The sequence below is a fragment of the Streptomyces sp. NPDC031379 genome (assembly GCF_055569615.1).
Window position 1 is genome coordinate 179998 of sequence record NZ_JBVIIT010000006.1, and the last position, 23023, is coordinate 203020.

Below are 23023 nucleotides of genomic sequence, written 5' to 3' on the forward strand. Positions count from 1 at the left end.
AAATACAGATCGTCGTCCGTGTGGGCACATATCTGTACGTGGGGCGCCGGCGCCGTGGGATCGTGCCGGCCCGGTAGCCCGACGGCGGAGAGGCGATTGAGCAGACGCATGGTGTGGAGAACTTTCTTGAACTGAGACGGAGGCCGGTGCGCACCGAACCGGGGAGGACATTGCGTGGACAGCGCGATCAGAGCTGAGCGAGGCCTCGTTTCAGGCGGCGTCCGAGAGGGCGTTCGACGTAGCGGTGCACCAGCCAGGCAAGAATCAGCATGGCTGCGGCCACCAGCAGGACCAACGCTCCGGACGGCGCACGGGGAGATCGGAGGCTGAACAGCTCCCGGCCGATGGTCTGATGAAGCAGATACACCGGATAGGTGAGGGCGCCTGCGCCGGTCAGCCATCGCCACGATATCCAGGAGAGTTTCGTGGTGGCCACGAGCGCCATGATCCCGAAACTCGCGGCAAGGATGACGATCACCGGCCATGACGGGACCCTGTGCCCGATGTAGGTGCCAGTGTTCTTCCAGGTGTTGAGCACGAAGGGGAGCGACGAGCCGAAGCACAGCAGAACCACGCCGGACAGCATCAGGTTGGGGCGAAAGCGGTGCATGAGATAGAACGCGATGCCGGCGATGAAGTACCAGCTGCTGTCCGGCATGATCAGCAGCCGCAACGGGTCGTTCACCGGGGCCCGCGCGTAGCTCGCACTGGCCACGGCCCAGATGCAGCAGAAGAGCAGCACACGGCGGTAGGTCAGTCCCCGCCAGGCGACGATCGCGAACAGCAGATAGAACCTCAGCTCCACGAAGAGCGTCCAGTAGGCGCCGTCGACGTGTTCGACACCGAGGGGCTCTTGCAGCATCGTCAGGTTGGTCAGAACATCGTTCCACGGCAGGGGGTGTGCGCCGCCGGGTATTACCGCGACCGTCACCGTGGTGGCGACGACCGCGAACCAGTAGGCCGGGTAGAGCCGCACCACGCGCGAGACGAAGAATTCCCGCAGTGACTTGCCCCAGCAGCTCATGCAGATGACAAATCCACTGATCAGAAAGAAGAGCTGAACTCCCATCCAGCCGTACGCGGCCACCGGGAAGGCCGAAGGGAATTGTGCCTTCAGGTCTGTGTGTCCGCCGCTGTCCCGGGCCAGGTAGTGATAGGACATCACGGCGACCGCGGCGATGAGCCGGAGTGCGTCCAGCAGACGTATCCGCTGGGGGCGGTCACCGCCCGGTGGGGAGTCCCTGTTCTCCTGCCGTGGTGAACTGCGCACGTGGCTGTCCCGATCAGGCATGGCTTTGTACACGTACGCGCTCACTTCCGCTCGAACCGTGACGGTACGGGGAAGTAGGCGTTGAGGAAGGCCCGCAGGACCCGGTCCTGTTCGTCGACGGGTACTTCCGCGTTCGGAGATTCACCGATGCAGAACACGCTGTGGCTGCGGGTGGCGAGCAGACGGCTCAGCCGGGTGTGGTGGTCGTACCGGCCGGCGTTGACGAACGAACAGGAGAGGGTGGAAGGCTGCGAACGCCCGGTCAGGTAGCTGTAATGGTGGTGGAGCGAGGAGGGGACGGACAGATCTGTCCTGGCCCGGAAGGCGCTGGAGGCGGTGGTGGCGAACTCCTCCGGATACCTCTCCTCGATCTCGGTGAGCACGCTGCGCCTGAGCGGGTGCGGCGTGTGCAGGAAGCCCTGGGTCGCGGTGCGCCGGAAGTCCCGCTGCAGCAAGGCCCGGTTGTTCTTGGCCGCGGCGAAGTAGCCCTCGTCCTGCGGGGACAGCGGCACGGGAGGTACGGCTGTGGGTGACCAGAACAAGCGGGTGTGACCGTTGCTGGTGAAGAATGCCTGGGGAGTGAGGGGCCGGCCCAGGAAGACGTCGTCGTTGAAGTAGAGGAAGTGCTCCGACAGGCCCTCGATGTGGTGCAGCTGGGTCTCGATGGCGTGCGAGTTGAACGTCGGCAGCCAGTCCGCCTTCGTGAAGATCTCACGGTGGCCGACGACTGTGACGCCGGGCTGGGACGTGTCCAGCCAGTGCGGGGTCTGGTCGTCGGTGACGATGTAGATGTTGCGGATCCACGGCGCGTACATGGCCAACGACCGCAGTGAGTAGCGGAGTTCGTCCCGGTTGCGGAAGCGGACATCACCGCTGTCCGCTTCCTCGTCGACGATACCTGCGGACTTCCTCGCCGCGTCTCGCTGTGCGCGCCACTCGGGGTCTGTGTCGTCGACCCATGTGTAGACGGCATCGATGGGGAAGTCGATGTCCCCCATGAGGTGGTCGGTGAACACCGCCGCGGTGGGATGGTCGCGCTCGCCGACACGCAGCTGCGCAGTGGGGTTCAGATCGGGCAGGCAGGGTCCGACCAGGGTGGATCCGCGAGGAGCCCTGCGCCAGCCGGGGAGTTCGTCGTCCTCCTCGTTCTCGGCCCAGAACTCGACCTGGCAGCCGTACGCGGGACCGTAGCGCAGCGTGCGGCTCTCGGTGGTCACCGGTTTGAAGACACGCAGGCCCATGACTTCCCCGACCGTGCGGAGCCGTTCGGCCAGCACGGCGCCGGGGGCCACGCCCTTGGGAGTGATCAGCTCGGCGTAGACGGGTTCGGCACGGAGTTCGGTGGCCAGGGCGTCGAGGACCTTCTCGCGGTGTTCGACCGCGACAGCGAGACGATGGGTCGGAGATCCGTCGCGCAGCATGAGGTAGGGGACGCGGTGCGCGGTGAACGCCTCGGCCACGATTTCGAGGTTCCACTCGGCCATGCGTGCTGCGGAGATGTCGTCTCGGACCTCGGCAAGACGGCCGGCGGTCCTGACGAGTTTCCCCGTGCGGTCCTGGGCCTGGAGCATGACCTCCCGGGCCTTCTGTTCGTCGGCGGAGGCCGCGAGTGTGCTGACGGGGGCGGCGATGTTGAAGTGGCGGCTTCCGCCGGCGGCGACCCGGCGGGCCATGCGGTCCGCGCGGTCGGCGGTACGGGAGGCCGTGGCCCGGCGCGCTCTCAGGCGGGTGAAGAGTTCCTCCCACTCGGCAGTGATGCGCTGCGCCGAGAACCTCTCCTGAACACCGGCACGGCCGGCCGCACCGTACGAGCGGCGCAGCGTGTCGTCGGCCATCAGCGTGGCCATCGCACGGGCCAGGGCCTCCTTGTCCGCCGCGGGGACGAGCAGGCCGTCGACTCCGTGGCGGATGATCTCTGCCGGTCCGGTGACGACGTCGTAGGCGACGACGGGCAGTCCGGCAGCCATCATCTCCAGCAGGACGAGCGGGAACGCCTCGTTGCGGGAGGGCAGCACGGCCATGCCCGCCTTGGCCCATTCGCTTGCCATCTGGCCGGAATGGCCGAGAAGTTGGACGCGGTCGTGCAGGTTCAGGCCGTCGATCATCCGGCGCAGACGAACCTCCTGCGGGCCGTCCCCGAAGATACGCATGGTCCATTCCGGGTGCTCGTCCGTAAGGGACCCGAAGGCCTCGATCGCGTGGTCGAGCTGCTTCTCGGGTGTCATACGGGCAGCCAGGACGATCGTCTTGTGCGTGAGGTCCGAACGGGGCCGGAAGCCGTCCGGAACGGCATTGGGTATGGCAGCCAGGACCGGTGCGGTCGCACCGAGGGAGTCGGCGAACCACTCGCTGGTGCGTTCGGTGAGGGAGACCAGCGCGTCGACGGCAGGCGCATACACCAGCAGGGGATCGCCGGTGACTCCGCGCAGCTGAGAGGCGCGATGTTCCTGATGGACGGTGATGACGTCCCAAGGCACCAGCTCCGCTGCGGCAACCATGAGAGCCGGAGTCGTGGTGATCAGGATGTCGGTGTCGACGGTGGAGAGTGCTGCCGTCATCTCGATGTCCGAGAGCCGGTCGAACGTGGGCTCCCAGTCCGGCTTGATGATCTCGCTGGGGAGCGAGGTGAGATAGCGGCACGTCCGCTCGTCGAGCGTGCTGGTGCGCACCGGCCGGCCGACGTGTCCGGTGCGGTCGACGAGATAGCGCCGGGGCACCCCGCGGCCGGCCTCGAAGAAGGGCTCCTCGCTGGTCTTGAAGACGCTGAGCACTTCCACGTCATGACTCCGGGCGAGGTGCGCGGCCTGGGTGTAGACGGCCATCTCCGTTCCGCCCATCCCGTCGGCCCAGGTGAGCAGAAAGGTGATCTTCATCGGGTGCTGTCCTCGAGTGTGGGAACGACTGTGCAACTCACCGCGGCCCATCCGGCTGCGGAGACGTGGGCGTGTACCCGCAGCAGCGTGCCGGTGGGCAGTGCGACGGTGCGGAACGGGGTTCGGAAGACTTTGCCGGGATACCTCACGTCGGTCAGTCGGCGGCCGATCCTGATCTTCGTGCGGCCGCACCGCAGACGCAGGTCCCACACATGCGTTGTCCTGCTTCCCCCGGGCATGGCGGACAGCGGTACGTCGAAGGTGAACCGGTCGCCCTGCCACTCGGGGTGGACGGGAACGACGGTGCCCCCTGCGCGCGATACCGCTTCGGCGGTGAACTGCGACGGTGGGAGACCGGCCGCGATCAAACGGCCGTGGACGGTGATGCGGTCCCACCGTGCGCTGAAGCCGGTCAGTTCGGCTTGCCGGCGGGGTCCGACGACCTTGAGCATCGCGCGACCGTCGATGGAGCGCACGACTCGAAACACCGTGCCGGAACCGGCACTCGGGCAGGACAGGAGCGTGGGACCGTCCGCAGCGGGTGCGGGCGGGGCCGTGACAGCGAACCGATCCGTGGCACCGGAGCGGTATGTGACGACGACGGTCAGCTGCCACAGCCCGTCCCCGACGCGGAGACCAGGCTGCTGCGGATCGTCGTGGCGCGGATGACACAGCGCGGTGGTCGTCGTCAGCAGAGTGGAGCCGTCCCACCGGCACTCCAGGTCCAGGGGAACGCTGAGTGACTCGCCGCGCTGTCGCACCTGCAGTAACGCTGCTTCGGGTTCGTCTTCACCAGCGGGACGAGGCACGGCCACGTTGAGCGTCCCCCCACCGAGAACCGAGAGGTGAATCGGGCGGAGCGCCGGTCGGCCACGTCCCGGACCACCGAAGGCGGGAACAGTTCGGATCTGTTCCACGCTGCGACGGGTCCGTCTCACTGTGCGGCGGGCGCGCGCCGCAACGGACACGGCGCGGGACAACAAGGCTTGGTTCATGGCACTCGGTCACCTCTGGTCGCGCTTGAGGGTGCAGCGTGGGAGTGGGCACACACTTGTTGGCCAACAGGACCGCTCCACGTCACCGTTCGTTCCCCATCGGGCTTGTGATCCCTGTTACTGCCGCGACAGTGAACCCGCCCATTCTTCATGGCCTCTTCACCCAGCAAAGGTCTCTGCACTGCCGGCGCTGTGATCCCGGCACACCTGGAATGGCCCGGGAAAGGGAAGGCACACCATGGACCCCACCACCGCTGAACAAGAAGTGGCGCAGGCGCGGACGCTACCTCGAAACACCCCGGTCGACTCCCCTTCCGCCAAAGGCCGCTCGGTCAACGCCGAAGGAGCCGCCCTTGTCAGGGCCTACCGAGCCTTAATGCCTCACCGGCTGCGGCGGGCCGTCGCGAGCCGTTTCTCTGCCGAGTCACGAAGAAAACTCAAGGCTGTGGTGAGCGGTGCGTCCCTCACGGCGGCGGTGCGCCTCTTGAGGCGGTCGGTGCTGGCGCTGCTGTGCCGTTCACGGATTGAGGCCTCCGGTGCCGTCGTGACATGGGCACACGGCCGTGCGCGCATCGCATTCAGGGAGCAGAACCTCGCGCCGCATGTGGCCCGGGCGGGCAACCTTTCCAGAGTGACAGCCGCACTCGAGCAATCGGGCATCGGCTACTTCTGCGTTCGAGGTCTGGAGCGGCACTCCACCGTCGTCGCGGTGCCTGTCGGTGAGCGGCGCCAGGCGGTGAACTCACTGCGGAAGCTGTGCGATGAGGTTCCGGGATATCTGGTGTGCGCGGAAGCCCGCGGCGATCGAATCTTTCCCGCCTACCGGGCACGCGGATGGCGGGCGGCCTCGAAAGCCTCGGCGCTGAGCCTGTTCTGGTTCCACAGCGAGCCCGGGGAGCGGCTGGTGCTGGGGCCCGAGCATGCGTGCGAGGTCGAGTTCTGGGACCCGGAAGACGGCATGCTCCGGGCACCGCGACGCAACGCCGTCACCGAATCCGTACCCCTTGACGAGCCCGTGGTGCGGACCCCCCTTTCCGATTTCACGGCCTCGGCCGGCCTGGGCGATCCCTCCGCCGCGACGGTGCGCACGCACAAGGCCTTCACGGCCCGGCTCCCGGGAGACGTCGCCTTTCCCGTGGATGCCGTGTACACCTGGGTCGATGGCAGTGATCCGGCGTGGCTGCGCCGTCGATCGGCGGTGTCGAGCGAGGGACATCATGAAGAGGCGGCCAACGCGGGCCGGTATGCCGACCACGACGAACTGCGTTACTCGCTCCGTTCGCTGTGCATGCACGCCCCGTGGATCCGCAACATCTACATCGTCACCGACGACCAGACGCCCCCCTGGCTGGACACCGCCCAGCCCGGCGTCACCGTGGTCAGTCACCGCGACATATTCAGCAGGCGCGAATACCTCCCCACGTTCAACTCGCATGCCATCGAAAGCCAGCTCCACCACATCGACGGCCTGTCCGAGCAATTCCTCTACTTCAACGACGACGTCTTCCTCGGGAACGAGGTCCTTCCCGAAGACTTCTTCCTGGCCAACGGCCTGAGCAAGTTCTTCCCCTCGCCCGCTCTGGTTCCGCTCGGCCCCCGCCTCAGTCAGGACGCACCGGTCTCCCTCGCGGGCAAGAACAACAGGGCCCTCGTTCAGAAGCGCTTCGGCACGTTGCTGGTGCAGAAGATGCGCCACGTCCCACACCCATTGCGGCGCACCATTCTCGATGAGATCGAGAAGGACTTCCCCGAACAGCACCAGCTGACGGCCAGCACCCGCTTCCGGGGTCCGGACGACCTGGCCGTGCCGTCGTCTCTGTACCACTACTACGCGTTCCACACGCAGCGGGCTCTGCCCTCGGAACTCTCCTACGCCTACATCGACGTGTCGTTGCCGAACTCGGCCAATCGACTGGATCAGTTGCTGCTGAACCGCGACAAGAAGGTGTTCTGCCTCAACGACACCTGCTCGACGGAAGCGGACTTCGACCGGTGCAACCGTCTCCTGGGATCCTTCCTCGACGCCTACTTCCCCGTGCCCAGCCGGTTCGAGAAGCAGTCCTGACCTGGACGCCCACAGTGCTTGCCGAGGCATGTGCTTCGGTGTTCGCGGAAGGACCGACTGTGCGTAACGGCGAGAGGGCGTCGGCCTCGCCCGGGGAAGGCGTGCGGCTCGGCCGCATCGGCCGTTACCCCGTGCGGTGGCACACGACCCTGCTGACCGTGTGGACGGCCGCCTGGTTCCTCGTGACCGAACGGCACGAGGCCGTCTCCTGGCATTATCTGAGAACCGGTGAGGAACTGCTGTTCAGCCAAGTGCCCGGTGGGGGCCTGGCACTGTACGCCGACCATCCGGAACTGCAGATCGGGCCGGTCAGTTTCGGGGTCGCGGCGTTGTTCGAGCCGTTCCCGGCGGCCCTGGGCGAGAACCTCGCCGAGGCGGTCATGTGCGTCCTGGGCCTGTACATGCTGGTCCTCATAGGCCGTACCGCGGCCGAGTACAACCTCGGCACCGGTGTGAACCACAGGCGTCTGCAGCAGCGCGTGCTGATCGCCGGGGCCGCGTTCATGCCCATGTGGGTGGAGGTCTCGGTGCGGTTCGCGCACCTGGACGACGTACTGGCGCTGTTCTTCACCACCCTGGCCTTACGTGCGCTGGTGCGCGGCAACGCCACCGCCGTGGGCGTGCTGCTGGCGCTGGCCGTGGACTCCAAACCGTGGGCGGTCGGCTTCCTGACGCTGCTGGCCGTGCTGCCCCGCCCGGTGCGGCTGCGCGCCGCCGCCTGGACGGTCGGCCTGGTGGCCGTCGCCTGGCTTCCCTTCTACCTCACCCACCTGGCGACCTTCCACGCCGCCCGGTTCACCATCCCGAACCACCCGGCCTCGGCCCTGCGCTGGTTCGGCGTCGACGCCCCGGCCACGCCCTGGTGGGACCGTCCCGCGCAGATGAGCCTCGGCATCGCCCTGGGCGCGCTCGCGGTCCGCAGGAACCGCTGGGCCGCCGTGGTGCTGCTGGCCGCCGACGCACGGATCATGCTGGACCCGAGCGTGTACACGTACTACAACGCGTCAGTGCTGCTGGGCACCCTCATCTGGGACTGCATCGGCCAGCGGCGCCTGGTGCCCTGGGTGAGCTGGACAGCGCTGGTCTCCCTCTACGGCAGCGCCCTGCTGGTCCCCTCCGACTCCGCCCAGGGTCTGATCCGGCTGGCCTTCGCGGTCGGTTCCGTGCTGTACGTCCTGTTCTGGCCCCAGCGCACGCCCCGCAACAGGCGCGGGTACCGGTCCGAGCCACCGGGGGCCCCGCCGTCCCTCCCGCGCTCGGCCGGCTCTTCGGTGCGCCCGTGGAAGAGCTGACGGGGCGGCAGAGCCGTCGCCGCCCCATGGCCTCAGCTCCCCGGGACGGCCGGCACGAGGCGACGGCGAAGACCTCGAGCCCCGAGGCCCGGCCGCTGTCATCGAAGGTGACGGGGGGCGCCGACGGCCGAGGGGACCACCTGGCGGGGACGGAGCCGTAACCGCCTCGCGCCTGCCTCGTGCCGCGCCCGGCTCGCGCCCACGACCGCTGCGCCGGCCGGGTGTGCCCGAACGGTGAGCCGCCGAACGTCGGCGACACCCGCCCCGTACGATGGCCCCGATGCACAGCACCCGACCCCACGACCCGCGCCCGCCCCGCCGGCGGCATCGCGCGTTGCTCGTGCTGACGGTGCTGGCCGGGCTGCTGGGCATGCACGCCCTGGCACCCGGCGGGGGTACGGGACACCCGGAGCACACCCGCTCCGCGCACGCGACCGTCGCCGTCGCCATCGCCGTCGACGCGCACGACGACTGTCCCGGCGGCGACGGTCACTGCGGCGGCCACCGCGCGCACCACGCCGACCCCACCTGTGCGTCCGGCGCGGTGAACGGTGGCCCGCAGCCGCCCGCCCTGCTCCCGGACCCCGTCGCCGCCCCCGTGCCGGCGCACCTCGCACGTTCCCGTACGGCCACGGCACCGGAAGGCGCGCGCGCCCCGCCCTCCCTGGCCGAACTCCAACTCCTGCGGATCTAGAGGCCGCCACGGCCCGGACGGCCCCCCTCCCGGCGGGGCGTCCGCGGCCGTGACCACGCGTGCCCGAAATCCGTCAGAGACCAGCAGGAGTTCCCACATGACCAGCCGTACCCCGACACGCCGTGCCGCCCTCGTCGCGGCCGCCGCGACCGCCGCCCTCCTCGTCCTGTCCGCCTGCGGCGGCGACAAGCCCGGCCACGGCAGCCACGGCAGCCACGGCACCACGGCCCCGAGCGCGTCCGCCCCCGCCACGGCCACCGCTCACAACGCCCAGGACGTCACCTTCGCGCAGGGCATGATCCCGCACCACCAGCAGGCCCTGGAGATGGCGCGGCTCGCCGCCGACCGGGCCTCCTCGGCCCGGGTGAAGGATCTCGCCGCCCGCATCGAGAAGGCACAGGACCCCGAGATCCGCACCATGACCGGCTGGCTCAGGGCCTGGGGCGAGCAGGTCCCCATGGCCGGCATGGACCACTCGGGCCACGCCGGCATGTCCGGGATGATGAGCGACGGTGACATGGCGGCCCTGGAGAAGGCCACCGGCAAGGCATTCGACACGAAGTTCCTGCGCCTGATGGTCGAACACCACCAGGGCGCCGTCGAGATGGCCGGCACCGAGCGCGACAAGGGCGCGTACGCGCCCGCCCGGCGCATGGCGGGCGCCATCGTCACCGCGCAGAACGCCGAGATCAAGGAGATGAAGCAGCTCCTCGGCACGAGCTGACGACGTGCGCGGGGGCCGGCGCCCACGGCACCGGCCCCCGCCCGCGGACCCTCAGACCAGCACCTTCTCCAGCGCGGCCAGCGCGGAACGCAGCTCCTGCGCCGTGATGGTCAGCGGGGGCGCCAGCCGGATCGTGGAGCCATGGGTGTCCTTGACCAGGACGCCCTCCCGCATGAGGCGCTCGCTGACCTCGCGACCGGTGCCGATCGCCGGGTCGACGTCGACGCCCGCCCACAGCCCACGGGAGCGGAAGCCGAGGACGCCCTTGCCGACCAGCTCGGTCAGCCCGTCCCGCAGGACCACGCCCAGCTCGGCGGCCCGGCGCTGGAACTCACCGGTCTCCAGCAGCCCGACCACGGCCGTGCCCACCGCGGCGGCGAGCGGGTTGCCGCCGAACGTCGAGCCGTGCTCGCCCGGGCGCAGCACGCCCAGCACCTCACGCCGGGCCACCACCGCCGACACCGGCACGATGCCGCCGCCGAGTGCCTTGCCGAGGAGCAGCACGTCCGGGACGACGTCCTCGTGCTCGACGGCGAGGGTACGGCCGGTGCGGCCGAGGCCCGACTGGATCTCGTCGGCGATGAACAGGCAGCCCTTGCGCCGGGTCAGCTCGCGCACCCCGGCGAGGTAGCCGTCGTCCGGGATGACCACGCCCGCCTCGCCCTGGATGGGCTCGATCAGCACCGCGGCGGTCGTGTCGTCGACCGCGGCCTCCAGCGCGGCCAGGTCGTTGTACGGCACGATCCGGAAGCCGGGCGTGAACGGGCCGAAGCCCGTCCGGGCCGTCTCGTCGGTGGAGAAGCTGACGATGGTCGTCGTCCGGCCGTGGAAGTTCTCCGCGGCGACGACGATCGTCGCCCGGTCGGCCGGGACGCCCTTCACGTCGTACGCCCACTTGCGGGCGACCTTGATGCCGCTCTCCACGGCCTCGGCGCCGGTGTTCATCGGCAGCACCATGTCCAGCCCGGTCAGCTCCGCGAGCCGCTCGGCGAACTCCGCCAGCCGGTCGTTGTGGAAGGCGCGGGAGGTGAGCGTCAGCAGGTCCAGCTGGCGGTGCGCGGCCTCGATCAGCGCCGGGTGCCGGTGGCCGAAGTTCAGCGCCGAGTACCCGGCGAGCATGTCGAGGTAGCGGTTGCCCTCGACGTCCTCCACCCAGGTGCCCTCGGCCTGCGCCACCACCACGGGCAGCGGGTGGTAGTTGTGGGCGAGAACGGGCTCCTCGGCACGGATCAGGTCGGTGGACGTACGCGTGCGCGCGGGTGCGGTCATCAGCGGATCTCCTGGGTGCAGCACTTGATGCCACCGCCGGCCTTGTGGAACTCCGACAGGTCGACGGGGACGGGGACATAGCCGTGGTCGGCGAGGCGTTCGGCGAGGGCCTCGGCGCGGGGGGCGATGAAGACGTTCCGGCCGTCGGAGACGGAGTTCAGGCCGAACGCCATCGCGTCCTCGCGGGTGGCGAGCACCGCGTCCGGGTACAGCCGCCGCAGCACCTCCCGGCTGCCCGCCGAGAACGCCTCCGGGTAGTAGCAGACGTTGTCGTCGTCCAGCACGAACAGCGCCGTGTCCAGGTGGTAGAAGTACGGGTCCACCAGGGTCAGGCCGATCACCGGGTGGCCGAGGAACTCCTGCGCCTCCCGGTGTGCCTCGCGGGTGGTGCGGAACCCGGTGCCGGCGAGCACGTACCGGCCCGTCCACACCAGGTCGCCCTCGCCCTCGGACACCGCCTCGGGGCGGTACACGTCGTAGCCCGCTCCCTTGAACCAGGTGTCGTAGTGCACCGACTCCGGGCGCCGCTCCGGGGCGTGGAAGAGCGAGCCGAAGACCCGGCCGCCGACCACGAACGCCGCGTTCGCGGAGAAGACCATGTCCGGCAGGCCGGGGACGGGCTCGACCGACTCGACGGTGTGACCGTGGGCGCGGTAGGCGCGGATCAGCGCCTGCCACTGCTCCCGGGCGAGATCCACGTCCACGGGCCGGTCGGGATGCATCCAGGGGTTGATCGCATACTGCACCGCGAAATGTCTGGGTTCACAGACGAGAAAGCGCCGAGGGCGCGGCACACGGCTTTCGGACACAGAGGGTTTCCTCCGGTTTCCTGTGTGTCACTGAGGGGTGACACCACGGTAAGAAGGGAGGAAGACGGACGACAAGAAAGAATGGCTGCGTGGATGCGCAGCATCGCTGCGCATTGATGGGAGAACACGCAGGAGTGCTGCGCATGACAGGCGTCATTCCGGTGCCGCGTGGGTGGCGCCGGCTTCCGGGCTTTCCGGGAGAAGGTGGGACAGCACCATCACGCTGATCGTCTTCCGGATGAACGGCTCGGCGCGAATACGCTCCAGCACCTCCTCGAAGTGCTCCACGTCCCGCGCCCGCACATGCAGCAGCGCGTCGGCGCCGCCGGTCACCGTCATGGCCGCCGTGATCTCCGGATGGTTGCGGACCACCTCCGCCAGGCGCCGGGGCGGGGCCGCGCCCTCGCAGTAGACCTCCACGTACGCCTCGGTGCGCCAGCCGAGCGCGGCGGGCTTCACGGTCGCCGTGAACCCGGTGATCACGCCGGTCTCCCGCAGGCGGTCCACCCGGCGCTTGACCGCTGTCGCGGACAGCCCGATCGCCGCCCCGATCTCGGCGAAGCTGGTCCGGGCGTTCGCCATCAGCGCGGTGATGATCTTGCGGTCGAGGTCGTCGAACGAGGGCGTCCTGCTGTTCATGCGGGCACTGTAGTCAGCGGCGGCCCCCGGGCGGCCTCAGGACTGGGTGACGACCATCGCGAGGGTCAGCAGGCCCAGCACCACCCAGCCGAACCACAGCCAGCCGTTGCTGCCGAGGGCGACCGTGTAGGCGGTCACGACGACGAGCCCGCCGACCGTGAGTGCCCCCATCGTCTTGGTGGAGCCGTTCGTGGAGCCGTTCGTGGAACCGGGCATCGCGACACCCTCCTCGTGGTCCGTCCATGACCATGGTGCCTCGGTTCCGGCCCGAGCGGCATACCGCGGACTCAGCTCTCCCGCGCGCTCAGCGAGGCCAGATAGGCGTTGTACGCCTCCAGCTCCTTGTCGCCGTCCCGGTCGGCGGCCCGGTCCTTGCGCCTCGCCTGGCGCTGCTCGGAGCCGTACCACTGGAACAGCAGAGCGATCAGCACCAGCACGGACGGGATCTCGCTGAACGCCCAGGCGATGCCGCCGGCCGCGCTCTGGTCGGACAGCGCCTCGATGCCGAGCGAGGCGGGCGGGTTCTCGAACGTCTCCACCATCGGCGTCGACGCCATCATCAGCGCGATGCCGAAGAACGCGTGGAAGGGCATGCCCGCGAACAGCTCCAGCATCCGCATCAGGTGACCCGGCCGGCGCGGACCCGGGTCCACGCCGATGATCGGCCAGAAGAACACCACACCGACCGCGAGGAAGTGCACCATCATCGCGAGGTGCCCGGCCTTCGACCCCATCAGGAAATCGAAGATCGGGGTGAAGTACAGGGCGTACAGGCTCGCGATGAACAGCGGGATGGTGAACGCCGGGTGGGTGATGATCCGCATGTACCGGCTGTGCAGCAGGGCCAGGAGCAGCTCGCGCGGGCCCTTGCGGCCCTTGCCGGCGGTCGGCAGCGCGCGCAGCGCCAGGGTGACCGGGCCGCCGAGCAGGATCAGGATCGGCGACAGCATGCTGATCACCATGTGCTGCACCATGTGCACGCTGAACATGACCATGCCGTAGTCGTTCAGCCTGGTGCACATCACCAGCCCGATGGTGAGCACGCCGATGACGTACGAGACGGTACGGCTCACCGGCCAGGCGTCCCCGCGCCGCCGCAGCCGTACGACCCCCCAGCCGTACAGACCGAGCCCCACCAGGCAGCCGACGAGGAAGAACGGGTCGGCGGACCACTCGAGCCCCCGCCCCAGCGTGAACGGCGGCAGATCCATGGTCATGCCGTGCCCGCTGTGATCCATCCGCCGGCTCCTGATTCGTGGGGGTTGTGCGAGTTGTCCGCCCCCAAGACTAGAACCGCCCCCGGTCACGTCTGCGACCGGGGGCGGCTGCGGCTGCGGCGAGCCTTCCTACAGCACGCACTCCGCCTCGTCGTACCGCTCGGCCGGCACCGTCTTCAGCGTCTCCACGGCCTCCGCCAGCGACACCATCACGATGTCGGTCCCGCGCAGCGCCGTCATCATGCCGAACTCACCCCGGTGCACGGCCTCCACCGCATGCCACCCGAACCGGGTCGCGAGCACCCGGTCGTACGCCGTCGGCGTGCCGCCCCGCTGCACATGCCCGAGGATCACCGGGCGCGCCTCCTTGCCCAGCCGATGCTCCAGCTCGACCGACAGCTGCCGCGCGATCCCCGCGAAGCGCTCGTGGCCGTAGATGTCCTTGCCGCCCTCGTCGAACTCCATGGAGCCCGGCCGCGGCTTGGCCCCCTCCGCGGCGACCACGATGGCGAACCGCTTGCCCGCCTCGAACCGCTCCCCGACCTTCCGCGTCAACTCGTCGATGTCGAAGGGGCGTTCCGGTACGACGACGGCGTGGGCGCCGGCCGCCATGCCGGAGTGCAGCGCGATCCAGCCGGTGTGGCGGCCCATGACCTCCACGATCAGCACGCGCTGGTGCGACTCGGCGGTCGTCTTCAGCCGGTCGAGCGCCTCCGTCGCCACGGTCACCGCGGTGTCGAAACCGAAGGTGACGTCCGTGACAGCGATGTCGTTGTCGATGGTCTTGGGCACGCCCACGATGGGCAGCCCGTTGTCCGACAGCAGCCGGGCCGCCTTCAGCGTGCCCTCGCCGCCGATCGGGATGATCGCGTCCAGACCGAGTTCCGCGACATGGCCCCTGGCCCGCTCCACGCCGTCCCGCAGGTGCTCCGGGCGGACCCGGGAGGAGCCGAGGATGGTGCCGCCGCGAGCCAGGATGCCGCCCACGGCGTCGAGGTCGAGCTTGAGATAGTCGCACTCCAGGAGGCCCTTCCAGCCGTCCCGGAAGCCGATGACCTCGTCGCCGTGGTCGGCGACGGCACGGTGCACGACGGACCGGATGACGGCGTTCAGGCCGGGGCAGTCGCCGCCGGACGTGAGGACACCAATGCGCATAGCCCGATTTACCTTCTCAACGTGGGCCGGTAAACCGGACCACGTTGTCCGGCGGATTCCCGGCCACCCTACCGGCGTGACCGGGTGGCTCCGTAGCGGGCGTCCGCCTGCTGGACGCGCCCGCACATGTGAGCGGACGGCCTGTCAGGCGGGCCCACGACGGAGCCTGCCGGAAGGTGCTTCAGGATGCCTTCAGCGCCACTGGAAGGACACTGGCGCGCGCCGCACCGCGCGGGCACGCGGGCTGCCGCGCAGCAGTGTTCACGCAGGCTGCTGCGCAGCTGTGTTCACGCAGGCTGCTGCGCAGCCGCGATGCGCTCGCTGCGGAGTGCCTCGTACCAGCGGTCGTCGGTCGGCGGCAGCGCGTTGACGTCGAGCGCGAGCTTGAGCAGCAGGTCCGCGATCTGGGGATTGCGGGCGAGGACCGGCCCGTGCATGTACGTACCGAAGACGGTCCCGTTGTACGCGCCCTCCGTGCCGTCCCCGGTGCCGTTGCCCTTGCCGATCTGCACCCGGGCGAAGGGCCGGGCGGTGGGACCGAGGTGGGTGACGCCCTGGTGGTTCTCGAAGCCCGTCAGCTGGGGCAGGCCCAGCTGCGGGTCGATGTCCGCGAGGACGTCGCCGACGCAGCGCTCACCCTCGCCGCGCACCGAGACCACGTCGAGCAGGCCGAGACCCGGCTCGCGCTGGCCGAGGTCGTTGATGAACTCGTGGCCGAGGATCTGGTAGCCGGCGCAGACGGAGAAGACGATCGCGCCGTTCTCCACCGCCCGGTGCAGATGCCCGTCACGGCGCAGCCGCTCGGCCGCGAGCCGCTGCGGACGGTCCTCGCCGCCGCCGATCAGGTAGATGTCGCCGGAGGTCGGGATCGGCTGGTCGCTGCGCACGTCGAGCCGGGCCACGTCCAGGCCGCGCTGGCGCGCCCGGCGCTCCACGACGAGCGCGTTGCCCTGGTCGCCGTAGGTGCTCAGCAGGTCCGGGTAGATCCACACCAGCCGCAGTTGGTTGTCACTCATGAGGTGATCGCCCTTCGAAGATCAGTTGCCGACGCGGCGGCGCAGGTCCTGGAACGCGGTGTAGTTCGCGATGACCTCGATCCGGCCGGGCGGGCACATCTGCACAGCCTGGTCGAGGTTCTCGCAGACCTGGAAGTGCTGGTTCGCGACCTCCAGACGGACGGCGAGGTCCAGCTTCCGGTCGCCGACGACGAAGATCGGGTGGCCGGTCAGCCGCGTGTAGTCGACGTCCCACAGCCAGGAGGTGTCGGTGCCGTCGGCCCCGCGCGCGTTCACGGACAGGATCACCGGGGCGGGCGGCGGGTCGATCAGGGAGAACGTCTCGAGCCAGCCGGCCGGGTTCTTGGCCAGCAGCAGGCGCAGGTCACGGCCCTGGAACTGGACGACGTCGTACCGTCCGGCCACGGCCTGCACCTGGTACATCCGCTCCAGGGCGACCTGCGGCGGCACCCCGAAGACGGCGGCGACGGCCGCGGAGGAGGCCGCGTTCGCCTTGTTGGCGCGGCCCGGCAGCTGCAGATGGATGGGCCAGGCGGACCCGTGCGGGTCGAGCACGTGGTCTCCGGACAGTGCCCAGGTCGGCGTCGGGCGGCGGAAGCCGCACTCGCCGCAGAACCAGTCGTCGCCCGGGCGCTGCATCACGCCACCGCAGGACGGGCAGGACCAGGCGTCGTCCTTCCACATCTGCCCGGCCGCGACCCAGATCACATTCGGGGAGGAGGACGCGGCCCACACCACGAGCGGGTCGTCGCAGTTGGCGACGACGACGGCCTTCGACCCGGCCAGACCCTCGCGCCAGTTCTCGGCGAGCATGCGGGTCTCCGCGGCGCGGTCCAGCTGGTCGCGGGAGAGGTTCAGCAGGGCGATGCACTTGGGGTCGGTGTCCCGGGCCACGCCGGCCAGGTACTTCTCGTCGACCTCGATGACACCGAACTTGGCGTCCGAGCCGCCCGCGAGCGCGGAGGTGATGCCGGCCGGCATGTTGGCGCCGAGCGCGTTCGAGACGACCGGACCGGCGGCGCGCAGCGCCTCGGCGATGAGCCGGGTGGTCGTGGTCTTGCCGTTGGTCGCCGAGACCAGGACCACGTCCAGGTTCTGGGCGAGCCGGGCGAGCAGGTCGGGGTCGAGTTTCAGCGCGACCCGGCCACCGATCACCGACCCGCTGCCGCGTCCTGCGGCGCGCGATGCCGCGGCTACCGCCTTGCCCGCGGTCACGGCCAGCTTGGCCCGCGGCGAGAGCGGGTCCGAGTTGCCTGCCATCAGTTCTCGATCCTCCTTGCGTACGCGCCGCGCCTGGGGCCATCCGGCAACGTGGGTGTGGACCTCAGCCTATCGAGATCCATTCGCACACCCGAATCCCGGGCCATGCCCGTGCGGCGGGTATGGGCTGAACGAACCGTACCCTTGCCGCTATGCGACACGGCTCGATCCCGGGCGCCCACGGGCGCGTCCGGCCCCTTTCCCTGCTCGGCGACCCCGTCCTGCACCAGCCCTGCCGGGAGGTCACGGACTTCGGCTCCGAATTGGCCGACCTGGTGGAGGACTTGTTCGCGACCATGTACGCGGCACAAGGGGTGGGCCTGGCCGCGAATCAGGTCGGGGTGCCTTTGCGGGTGTTCGTGTACGACTGTCCCGATGACGAGGACGTCCGTCACCTGGGCCACGTGGTGAACCCGCGCCTGGTCGAGAGCGACGGCGTGGTGATCCGCGGTCCGGAGGGCTGCCTGTCCCTGCCGGGCCTGGAGGCGGGGACGGAGCGCCACGACCACGCGGTGGTGGAGGGCGTCACGATGACGGGGGAGCCGGTCACCGTGCACGGCACGGGATTCTTCGCCAGGTGCCTGCTGCACGAGTGCGACCACCTGGAGGGCACGGTGTACGCCGATCACCTCACGGGCCTGCGGAAACGCAGGCTGACGAGGCAGGTCCGCCGGGCGTCCTGGCACCGGTGAGGGCAGTCGCCCCTGTCGTTGCGCCCCTCAGAACCCCGGACCGCCGATCTTGTCGCCGGCCGCCGCGAGGCGCCCCCACAGCAGATCGGCCAGGGAGCGCACCAACTCGGCCCGCGAGCACGGTCGCTCCCCGAGCCACCAGTCCCCGGCCGCGTGCATCATCCCGACGATCCCGTGTCCCCACACCCGGGCCAGTTGCTGACTGCCGGGCCCGAGGTCCACTCGCTCCTCGATGACCTGGGCCAGCTCCTCGCCCATCCGCCGAAGCAGCGGAGCCGAGTGCTTGCCGACGTCGAAGCCGTGGTCGCCTCCCGTGCTCCCCTCGGCCGGATGCATGAGGAACCGGTACACCTGGGGCCGCGCCTCGATCGCGGCGAGGTACGTGTCCAGCGTGGACTCGACCCGCTCCCGCCGATCGGCGGGAGCGTCCAGCGCCGCCCGCAGGGAGGCGAGCAGTGCGTCGGTGTGCCGCATGGCAAGCGCCGCGTAAAGTCCGCCCTTGTCGCCGAAGTGGCGGTAGAGGATGGGCTTCGTGATTCCCGCCTCCGCCGCGATCGCGTTCATCGACGCCTGCGGTCCGTCGCGCAGCACCACCCGGTCGGCGGCCTCCAGCAGCTCGCGCCGTCGGCGGTCGGCGGACCGCTGCTGATCGGTCCGCTGCGTGGTGTCCATGTGCTCTCCCCACCCGTGCTGATTCGGTGACGCCTGCGCAAACTAACACTGACGGTGCCCCTGACATCGAACGGGATGCCGAGGCGTCATCAGCGGTTGACATTCCTACCCGCCGGTAACACACTCGGGTTACCGCTAGTAACATCGCACGCCGCCGCTGGAGGGGACATGGCCGAGTTCACCATGGAGCTGAACGACGAACAGAAGGAAGTCCGGGACTGGCTCCATGGCTTCGCGGCGGACGTGATCCGCCCCGCGGCCGCCGAGTGGGACGAGCGCGAGGAGACGCCCTGGCCGGTCATCCAGGAGGCCGCGAAGGTCGGCATCTACTCCCTCGACTTCTATGCGCAGCAGTACTTCGACCCCACCGGCCTCGGTATCCCCATGGCCATGGAGGAGCTGTTCTGGGGCGACGCGGGCATCGCCCTCTCCATTGTGGGCACGGGCCTCGCCGCCGTGGGCGTTCTCGCCAACGGAACCGAGGAACAGATCGGCACCTGGATCCCGCAGATGTACGGCGACCAGAACGATGTCAAGGTGGCCGCGTTCTGCTCCTCCGAGCCCGACGCCGGCTCCGACGTGGCCTCCATGCGCACGCGCGCCGTGTACGACGAGGCCAAGGACGAGTGGGTGATCAACGGCACGAAGACCTGGGCGACCAACGGCGGCATCGCCAACGTCCACGTCGTCGTCGCCGTGGTCGACCCGGAGCTGGGCTCCAAGGGCCACGCGTCCTTCATCGTCCCCCCGGGCACGCCGGGCCTGGCGCAGGGACAGAAGTTCAAGAAGCACGGCATCCGCGCCTCGCACACCGCCGAGGTCGTCCTCGACAACGTCCGCGTCCCCGGTTCCTGCCTGCTCGGCGGCAAGGCGAAGCTGGACGAGCGGCTCGCCCGGGCCCGGGAGAAGGCGAAGGCCGCCGACGGGGAGCGCGTGAAGAACGCGGCGATGGCGACGTTCGAGGCGTCGCGGCCCGCCGTCGGGGCCATGGCGGTCGGCACCGCTCGGGCGGCCTATGAAGTCGCCCTCGACTACGCCAGGACCCGGGAGCAGTTCGGGCGGCCCATCATCGACAACCAGGGTGTCGCGTTCCAGCTGGCGGACATGCGGACGCAGATCGACGCGGCCCGGCTGCTCGTGTGGCGGGCGTCGTGGATGGCGATCAACGGCAAGCCGTTCACGGCGGCCGAGGGATCCATGTCGAAGCTGTTCGCCAGCGAGACGGCGAAGAAGGTGACCGCGCAGGCGATCCAGATCCTGGGCGGTAACGGGTACACCCGCGAGTACCCGGTCGAGCGGATGCACCGGGACAGCGCGATCTACACGATCTTCGAGGGGACGAGCGAGATCCAGCGGCTCGTCATCGCGCGGACCCTGGCCGGGATGCCCATCCGATAGCACCGCGGGGGGATCCTGCGCGATCCGGACCGCGAGCCCGTCGTGGCCGGTCGCGCAGTTCCCCGCGCCCCTCGACGGGGACGCTCAGCGGTGTCTCAGGGGGGTCAGTTGCTCGATGTCGTACTTCTCCCTCAGTGCCTCGATGGCTTCCTGGTCCGGTGGGCCGCCGTCACGCAGGATCTCCAGCAGTTCCTCGAAGTAGCGCTCGTGGTCCGGCGGCGGGCTCGCCTGGAAGAACATCTTCGCGGGCGTGCCCGTCGGGTTCGCGAACGCGTGCGGGCACCCGGGCGGCACGACGATCACCGTCCCCGGCGTCGCCCGCACCACCCTGCTGCCGGAACCCGACTCCCACTTCTGCCAGTTGTCGGGGGTCCGGACGCGGGGCTCGAAGGCGAGCACGTCCAGCTCGCCCTCGAGCACGTAGAACAACTCCTCGCTGCGCGTGTGCACATGGGCGCCCACGTCGAAGCCCGGCGGGACCTCCACCTCGAAGGTGGAGGCCATCCGCGAGTGGGCGCCGGTGACCTTGAACGTCACCCGCTGGGCGGCCGTCTCGACGACACGCCCGTGGCCCGGCGGTACGAGCAGCCCTTCGACCGGTGTCACTTCCTGGACCGGCGGATCCGCCCGGGCCGTCGCCACTCCTGGTGCCGAGGGCCCTTCGGGTACCGCCAGTCCTTCGGCCGTCGTCATCGCCCGCTCACCACGTCACGGGCAGGGCCTCGGGCCCGCGGATCAAGGCGCCCTTGCGGAAGCGCACCTGGTCCGGGGGCACGGCCAGCTTCAGCCCCGGGATCCGGTCCAGGAGGGCGTCCACCAACAGCTCCGACTCCAGCCGGGCGAGCTGGCCGCCCGGGCAGTAGTGCGGGCCGAAGCCGAACGCCACGTGCGGGTTCGGGCTGCGGGAGAAGTCGATGGTCTCCGGGTCCGGGAAGACGTCCGGGTCGCGGTTGGCGGCCAGGTAGGAGACGTAGACCGGATCGCCCGTCCGGATGCGGACCCCTCTGATCTCCACGTCCTCCCGGGCGATCCGGGACAGCCCGACCGCGTTGCGGTGCGGGATGTAGCGCAGGAGTTCGTCGATGGCCCTCGGGCGGATCGCCGGCGCGTCGCGCAACCGCTGCGCCAGCTCGGGGCGGGTCAGCAGCAGGTAGAACATCTGCCCGCTGTTGTTGGTGACCGCCTCGCCGCCGATCTGGAGCAGGACGGCGAGGCCGACGGCCTCCTCCCGCGTCACCTCGCCCCGGCCCACGGCGGCACCGAGCAGAGAGGCGACGTCCTCGGCCGTGCTGTCCCCGCGCCGCCCGATCAGGTCGGAGAAGTAGGCGCTCATCTCGCGCTTCGCCTTCTCGCTGACCTCCTTGCCGTGCGCGGAGGACAGGATCAGCTGGGTCCAGGTGTGCATCTCGTGCCGGTCATCGGCCGGGACGCCCATCAGCTCGCAGATCACCGCGACGGGGAACGGGCTGAGCACCGCACTTGTGAGATCGGCGGGCGGGCCGTCCCGGAGGAGTTCGTCGACCAGCTCGTCCAGCATGCCGCGCGCCTTGTCGCGGACACGCTCCACACCCTTCGCGGTGAAGGCGGCGGCCACCGAGCGGCGCAGCCGGGTGTGGTCGGGCGGGTCGAGGAAGCCGACCGCGCCCCGGTCGGGGATGAAGTGCGGGGCGAGCCTGGTGACCGGCTGCTCCATGACCGCCTCGCGGCTGAAGCGGGGGTCGTTGGTCACCATGCGCACGTCGTCGTACCGGGTGACCAGCCAGGCCCAGCCCTCGCCGTTGTGCAGCTGGATGCGGGTGACCGGTCCCTCGCGTATCAGCTCGGTCAGCACCGGGTCGAAGTCCGTCCCGGCCAGGTCCACCGCCGGCCACTGCCGGACCGGCGGCTGGACCTCGGTGAGCGTGTCGTCGGTCATCGCCCGTCTCCGTCCGAGGAGACCCAGCGGCCCACCGTCATCTCGGCGGTGATGCCGGGTCCGAAGCCGGCGAGCAGGCCACGCGCCCGGTCCTCCGCGCCGCCCTCGTCGAACAGCCGGCGCAGCGCGTCCAGCACGACGGCGCTGGCGATGTTGCCGTACTCGGTGAGCGTGGACCGGCTGAACCGGAACGCGTGCGGGTCGACCTGCAGGAACTTGCTGAGGTCGTCGAGTATTCGGGGACCGCCCGCGTGGATGATGTAGAAGTCCAGGTCGGACGCGTCCCAGCCGTGCGTGCCTGCCAGGTCCTTCAGCGCCGGTGCGAGCGGCTCCATGGTCGTCGGCACCCGCTTGTCCAGCAGGAAGTGGAAGCCGGTCGCCCGGACGTCGTAGGCGATCCAGTCCTCCGTCTTCGGGATCAGGTAGGAGCCGTTGCGCTCCAGCCGGACGCCCGTGCCGCCGCGTCCGCGCACCACGGCGGCGGCGATGCCGTCACCGAACAGGCCGTTGGAGAGCAGCGAGCCGACGCTGAGGTCGGTGGGCTGGTAGCACAGCGAGCAGAACTCGCAGGCCACGATGAGCGCGTTGGCGTTCGGGTAGGCCGAGCAGAAGTCGTGGGCCCGGTTGATCGCGGCGCCGCCGGCCGCGCAGCCCAGCTGGGCTATCGGGAGCTGACGGGTGGTGCTGTCGAAGTCCATCTCGTTGATCAGCCACGCCGTCAGCGAGGGCATCATGAAGCCCGTGCACGACACGTAGATGATCACGTCGATGTCGCTGGTGAGCAGCTCGGCGTCGTCGAGCGCGCGCTGGATCACCGCCGGGACCCGGGCCTTGGCCTCGGCCTCGTAGAGCTTGTTGCGCTCCTCGAAGCCCGGGTGCTTGAGGGTTTCCTCGATGGGCTGCACGATGTGCCGGGTCTTCACGCCCGTGTTCTCGATCAGCCGCAGGGCGAGTGCCAGTTGAGGGTGGTCCGCGTGGCGGGAGCGCGCCAGCTCCAGCGTCTCCTCCACCGTGATCACGTACTCCGGGACCGACACCGAGGGTCTGCACAAAGTCGCCATGAACCGT

21 protein-coding genes are annotated in these 23023 nt (G+C 69.8%); 6 read left to right on the forward strand and 15 right to left on the reverse strand.

The features are described 5' to 3' along the window. Window positions 1-187 precede the first annotated feature (187 nt). Genes ACZ5CW_RS11080 through ACZ5CW_RS11090 form a run of 3 tightly spaced genes read right to left on the reverse strand, consistent with a single transcriptional unit; the run spans window position 188 to window position 5060 of the window. Entirely contained in the window at window positions 188-1315 is a 1128-nt protein-coding gene (locus tag ACZ5CW_RS11080; protein ID WP_468600014.1) for an acyltransferase family protein, read from the reverse strand. Next, on the reverse strand, window positions 1312-4143 hold the full coding sequence (locus ACZ5CW_RS11085) for a stealth conserved region 3 domain-containing protein (protein ID WP_468600015.1): 2832 nt from the start codon (window positions 4141-4143) through the stop codon (window positions 1312-1314). Before ACZ5CW_RS11085 ends, ACZ5CW_RS11080 begins: the two co-directional genes overlap by 4 nt. Further along, window positions 4140-5060 carry a hypothetical protein gene (locus tag ACZ5CW_RS11090; RefSeq protein WP_468600016.1) on the reverse strand — a complete coding sequence of 307 codons (921 nt, stop codon included), beginning with the start codon at window positions 5058-5060 and terminating at the stop codon, window positions 4140-4142. The genes ACZ5CW_RS11085 and ACZ5CW_RS11090 overlap by 4 nt, the downstream gene beginning before the upstream one ends. A gap of 316 nt (window positions 5061-5376) precedes the next feature. Between ACZ5CW_RS11090 and ACZ5CW_RS11095 the strand changes: the two genes are divergently transcribed. The 4 genes from ACZ5CW_RS11095 to ACZ5CW_RS11110 all read left to right on the forward strand — a co-directional run bounded on the left by ACZ5CW_RS11095 (window position 5377) and on the right by ACZ5CW_RS11110 (window position 9913). Beyond that, window positions 5377-7203 (forward strand): stealth family protein, encoded by a 1827-nt coding sequence (locus ACZ5CW_RS11095; protein WP_468600017.1) that lies wholly within the window; start codon window positions 5377-5379, stop codon window positions 7201-7203. Window positions 7204-7262: 59 nt separating this feature from the next. Next, complete coding sequence (locus ACZ5CW_RS11100; protein ID WP_468600018.1) at window positions 7263-8495, forward strand: hypothetical protein; 1233 nt, start codon at window positions 7263-7265, stop codon at window positions 8493-8495. Between the two features lie 280 nt (window positions 8496-8775). Then, the gene (locus ACZ5CW_RS11105; RefSeq protein WP_468600019.1) at window positions 8776-9189 is read left to right on the forward strand and encodes a DUF6153 family protein; all 414 of its coding nucleotides are present in this window, start codon (window positions 8776-8778) and stop codon (window positions 9187-9189) included. 97 nt (window positions 9190-9286) lie between these two features. Beyond that, window positions 9287-9913, forward strand: coding sequence for a DUF305 domain-containing protein (locus ACZ5CW_RS11110; protein WP_468600020.1), 627 nt, complete (start codon window positions 9287-9289; stop codon window positions 9911-9913). 51 nt (window positions 9914-9964) lie between these two features. On the opposite strand, the gene rocD is transcribed toward ACZ5CW_RS11110, so the two are convergent. From rocD to ACZ5CW_RS11150, 8 genes are all read right to left on the reverse strand, one after another. Beyond that, complete coding sequence (gene rocD, locus ACZ5CW_RS11115) at window positions 9965-11182, reverse strand: ornithine--oxo-acid transaminase (RefSeq protein WP_468600021.1); 1218 nt, start codon at window positions 11180-11182, stop codon at window positions 9965-9967. Beyond that, on the reverse strand, window positions 11182-11991 hold the full coding sequence (gene ddaH, locus ACZ5CW_RS11120; RefSeq protein ID WP_468600022.1) for a dimethylargininase: 810 nt from the start codon (window positions 11989-11991) through the stop codon (window positions 11182-11184). The genes rocD and ddaH overlap by 1 nt, the downstream gene beginning before the upstream one ends. 153 nt (window positions 11992-12144) lie before the next feature. Beyond that, the gene (locus ACZ5CW_RS11125; RefSeq protein WP_468600023.1) at window positions 12145-12630 is read right to left on the reverse strand and encodes an Lrp/AsnC family transcriptional regulator; all 486 of its coding nucleotides are present in this window, start codon (window positions 12628-12630) and stop codon (window positions 12145-12147) included. 36 nt (window positions 12631-12666) lie between these two features. Beyond that, entirely contained in the window at window positions 12667-12846 is a 180-nt protein-coding gene (locus tag ACZ5CW_RS11130; RefSeq protein WP_468600024.1) for a hypothetical protein, read from the reverse strand. Window positions 12847-12917: 71 nt separating this feature from the next. Beyond that, window positions 12918-13868, reverse strand: coding sequence for a cytochrome c oxidase assembly protein (locus ACZ5CW_RS11135; protein WP_468600025.1), 951 nt, complete (start codon window positions 13866-13868; stop codon window positions 12918-12920). 108 nt (window positions 13869-13976) lie between these two features. Then, on the reverse strand, window positions 13977-15002 hold the full coding sequence (locus tag ACZ5CW_RS11140; RefSeq protein WP_468600026.1) for a 6-phosphofructokinase: 1026 nt from the start codon (window positions 15000-15002) through the stop codon (window positions 13977-13979). Between the two features lie 287 nt (window positions 15003-15289). After that, complete coding sequence (locus ACZ5CW_RS11145) at window positions 15290-16018, reverse strand: type 1 glutamine amidotransferase (RefSeq protein ID WP_468600027.1); 729 nt, start codon at window positions 16016-16018, stop codon at window positions 15290-15292. Window positions 16019-16039: 21 nt separating this feature from the next. Further along, window positions 16040-17278, reverse strand: a complete 1239-nt coding sequence (locus ACZ5CW_RS11150) for a DUF1727 domain-containing protein (protein WP_468600028.1) — start codon at window positions 17276-17278, stop codon at window positions 16040-16042. A gap of 152 nt (window positions 17279-17430) precedes the next feature. Between ACZ5CW_RS11150 and def the strand changes: the two genes are divergently transcribed. Next, on the forward strand, window positions 17431-17970 hold the full coding sequence (gene def / locus ACZ5CW_RS11155; RefSeq protein ID WP_468600029.1) for a peptide deformylase: 540 nt from the start codon (window positions 17431-17433) through the stop codon (window positions 17968-17970). A gap of 27 nt (window positions 17971-17997) precedes the next feature. Here the strand turns inward: def and ACZ5CW_RS11160 are convergent, their stop codons facing one another. Further along, window positions 17998-18642: a TetR/AcrR family transcriptional regulator gene (locus tag ACZ5CW_RS11160; protein WP_468600030.1), complete on the reverse strand. Its 645-nt coding sequence runs from the start codon at window positions 18640-18642 to the stop codon at window positions 17998-18000. Window positions 18643-18810: 168 nt separating this feature from the next. On the opposite strand from ACZ5CW_RS11160, the gene ACZ5CW_RS11165 reads away from it, so the two are divergent. Then, window positions 18811-20040: an acyl-CoA dehydrogenase family protein gene (locus tag ACZ5CW_RS11165; protein ID WP_468600031.1), complete on the forward strand. Its 1230-nt coding sequence runs from the start codon at window positions 18811-18813 to the stop codon at window positions 20038-20040. An 84-nt stretch (window positions 20041-20124) separates the two neighbouring features. Here the strand turns inward: ACZ5CW_RS11165 and ACZ5CW_RS11170 are convergent, their stop codons facing one another. The 3 genes from ACZ5CW_RS11170 to ACZ5CW_RS11180 form a co-directional block, all read right to left on the reverse strand. After that, window positions 20125-20646, reverse strand: coding sequence for a cupin domain-containing protein (locus tag ACZ5CW_RS11170; RefSeq protein ID WP_468600152.1), 522 nt, complete (start codon window positions 20644-20646; stop codon window positions 20125-20127). 94 nt (window positions 20647-20740) lie between these two features. Further along, the gene (locus ACZ5CW_RS11175) at window positions 20741-21955 is read right to left on the reverse strand and encodes a cytochrome P450 (RefSeq protein WP_468600032.1); all 1215 of its coding nucleotides are present in this window, start codon (window positions 21953-21955) and stop codon (window positions 20741-20743) included. Next, window positions 21952-23016 carry a type III polyketide synthase gene (locus tag ACZ5CW_RS11180; RefSeq protein ID WP_468600033.1) on the reverse strand — a complete coding sequence of 355 codons (1065 nt, stop codon included), beginning with the start codon at window positions 23014-23016 and terminating at the stop codon, window positions 21952-21954. Before ACZ5CW_RS11180 ends, ACZ5CW_RS11175 begins: the two co-directional genes overlap by 4 nt. Window positions 23017-23023 lie beyond the last annotated feature (7 nt).

Bases quoted from the DNA above. Each gene is read 5' to 3' on its own strand.
- ACZ5CW_RS11085 (WP_468600015.1), bottom strand. From the start codon at position 4,143: ATGAAGATCACCTTTCTGCTCACCTGGGCCGACGGGATGGGCGGAACG.
- ACZ5CW_RS11095 (WP_468600017.1), top strand. From the start codon at position 5,377: ATGGACCCCACCACCGCTGAACAAGAAGTGGCGCAGGCGCGGACGCTA.
- ACZ5CW_RS11105 (WP_468600019.1), top strand. From the start codon at position 8,776: ATGCACAGCACCCGACCCCACGACCCGCGCCCGCCCCGCCGGCGGCAT.
- ACZ5CW_RS11110 (WP_468600020.1), top strand. From the start codon at position 9,287: ATGACCAGCCGTACCCCGACACGCCGTGCCGCCCTCGTCGCGGCCGCC.
- rocD (WP_468600021.1), bottom strand. From the start codon at position 11,182: ATGACCGCACCCGCGCGCACGCGTACGTCCACCGACCTGATCCGTGCC.
- ACZ5CW_RS11125 (WP_468600023.1), bottom strand. From the start codon at position 12,630: ATGAACAGCAGGACGCCCTCGTTCGACGACCTCGACCGCAAGATCATC.
- ACZ5CW_RS11130 (WP_468600024.1), bottom strand. From the start codon at position 12,846: ATGCCCGGTTCCACGAACGGCTCCACGAACGGCTCCACCAAGACGATG.
- ACZ5CW_RS11135 (WP_468600025.1), bottom strand. From the start codon at position 13,868: ATGGATCACAGCGGGCACGGCATGACCATGGATCTGCCGCCGTTCACG.
- ACZ5CW_RS11140 (WP_468600026.1), bottom strand. From the start codon at position 15,002: ATGCGCATTGGTGTCCTCACGTCCGGCGGCGACTGCCCCGGCCTGAAC.
- ACZ5CW_RS11145 (WP_468600027.1), bottom strand. From the start codon at position 16,018: ATGAGTGACAACCAACTGCGGCTGGTGTGGATCTACCCGGACCTGCTG.
- ACZ5CW_RS11150 (WP_468600028.1), bottom strand. From the start codon at position 17,278: ATGGCAGGCAACTCGGACCCGCTCTCGCCGCGGGCCAAGCTGGCCGTG.
- def (WP_468600029.1), top strand. From the start codon at position 17,431: ATGCGACACGGCTCGATCCCGGGCGCCCACGGGCGCGTCCGGCCCCTT.
- ACZ5CW_RS11160 (WP_468600030.1), bottom strand. From the start codon at position 18,642: ATGGACACCACGCAGCGGACCGATCAGCAGCGGTCCGCCGACCGCCGA.
- ACZ5CW_RS11165 (WP_468600031.1), top strand. From the start codon at position 18,811: ATGGCCGAGTTCACCATGGAGCTGAACGACGAACAGAAGGAAGTCCGG.
- ACZ5CW_RS11175 (WP_468600032.1), bottom strand. From the start codon at position 21,955: ATGACCGACGACACGCTCACCGAGGTCCAGCCGCCGGTCCGGCAGTGG.
- ACZ5CW_RS11180 (WP_468600033.1), bottom strand. From the start codon at position 23,016: ATGGCGACTTTGTGCAGACCCTCGGTGTCGGTCCCGGAGTACGTGATC.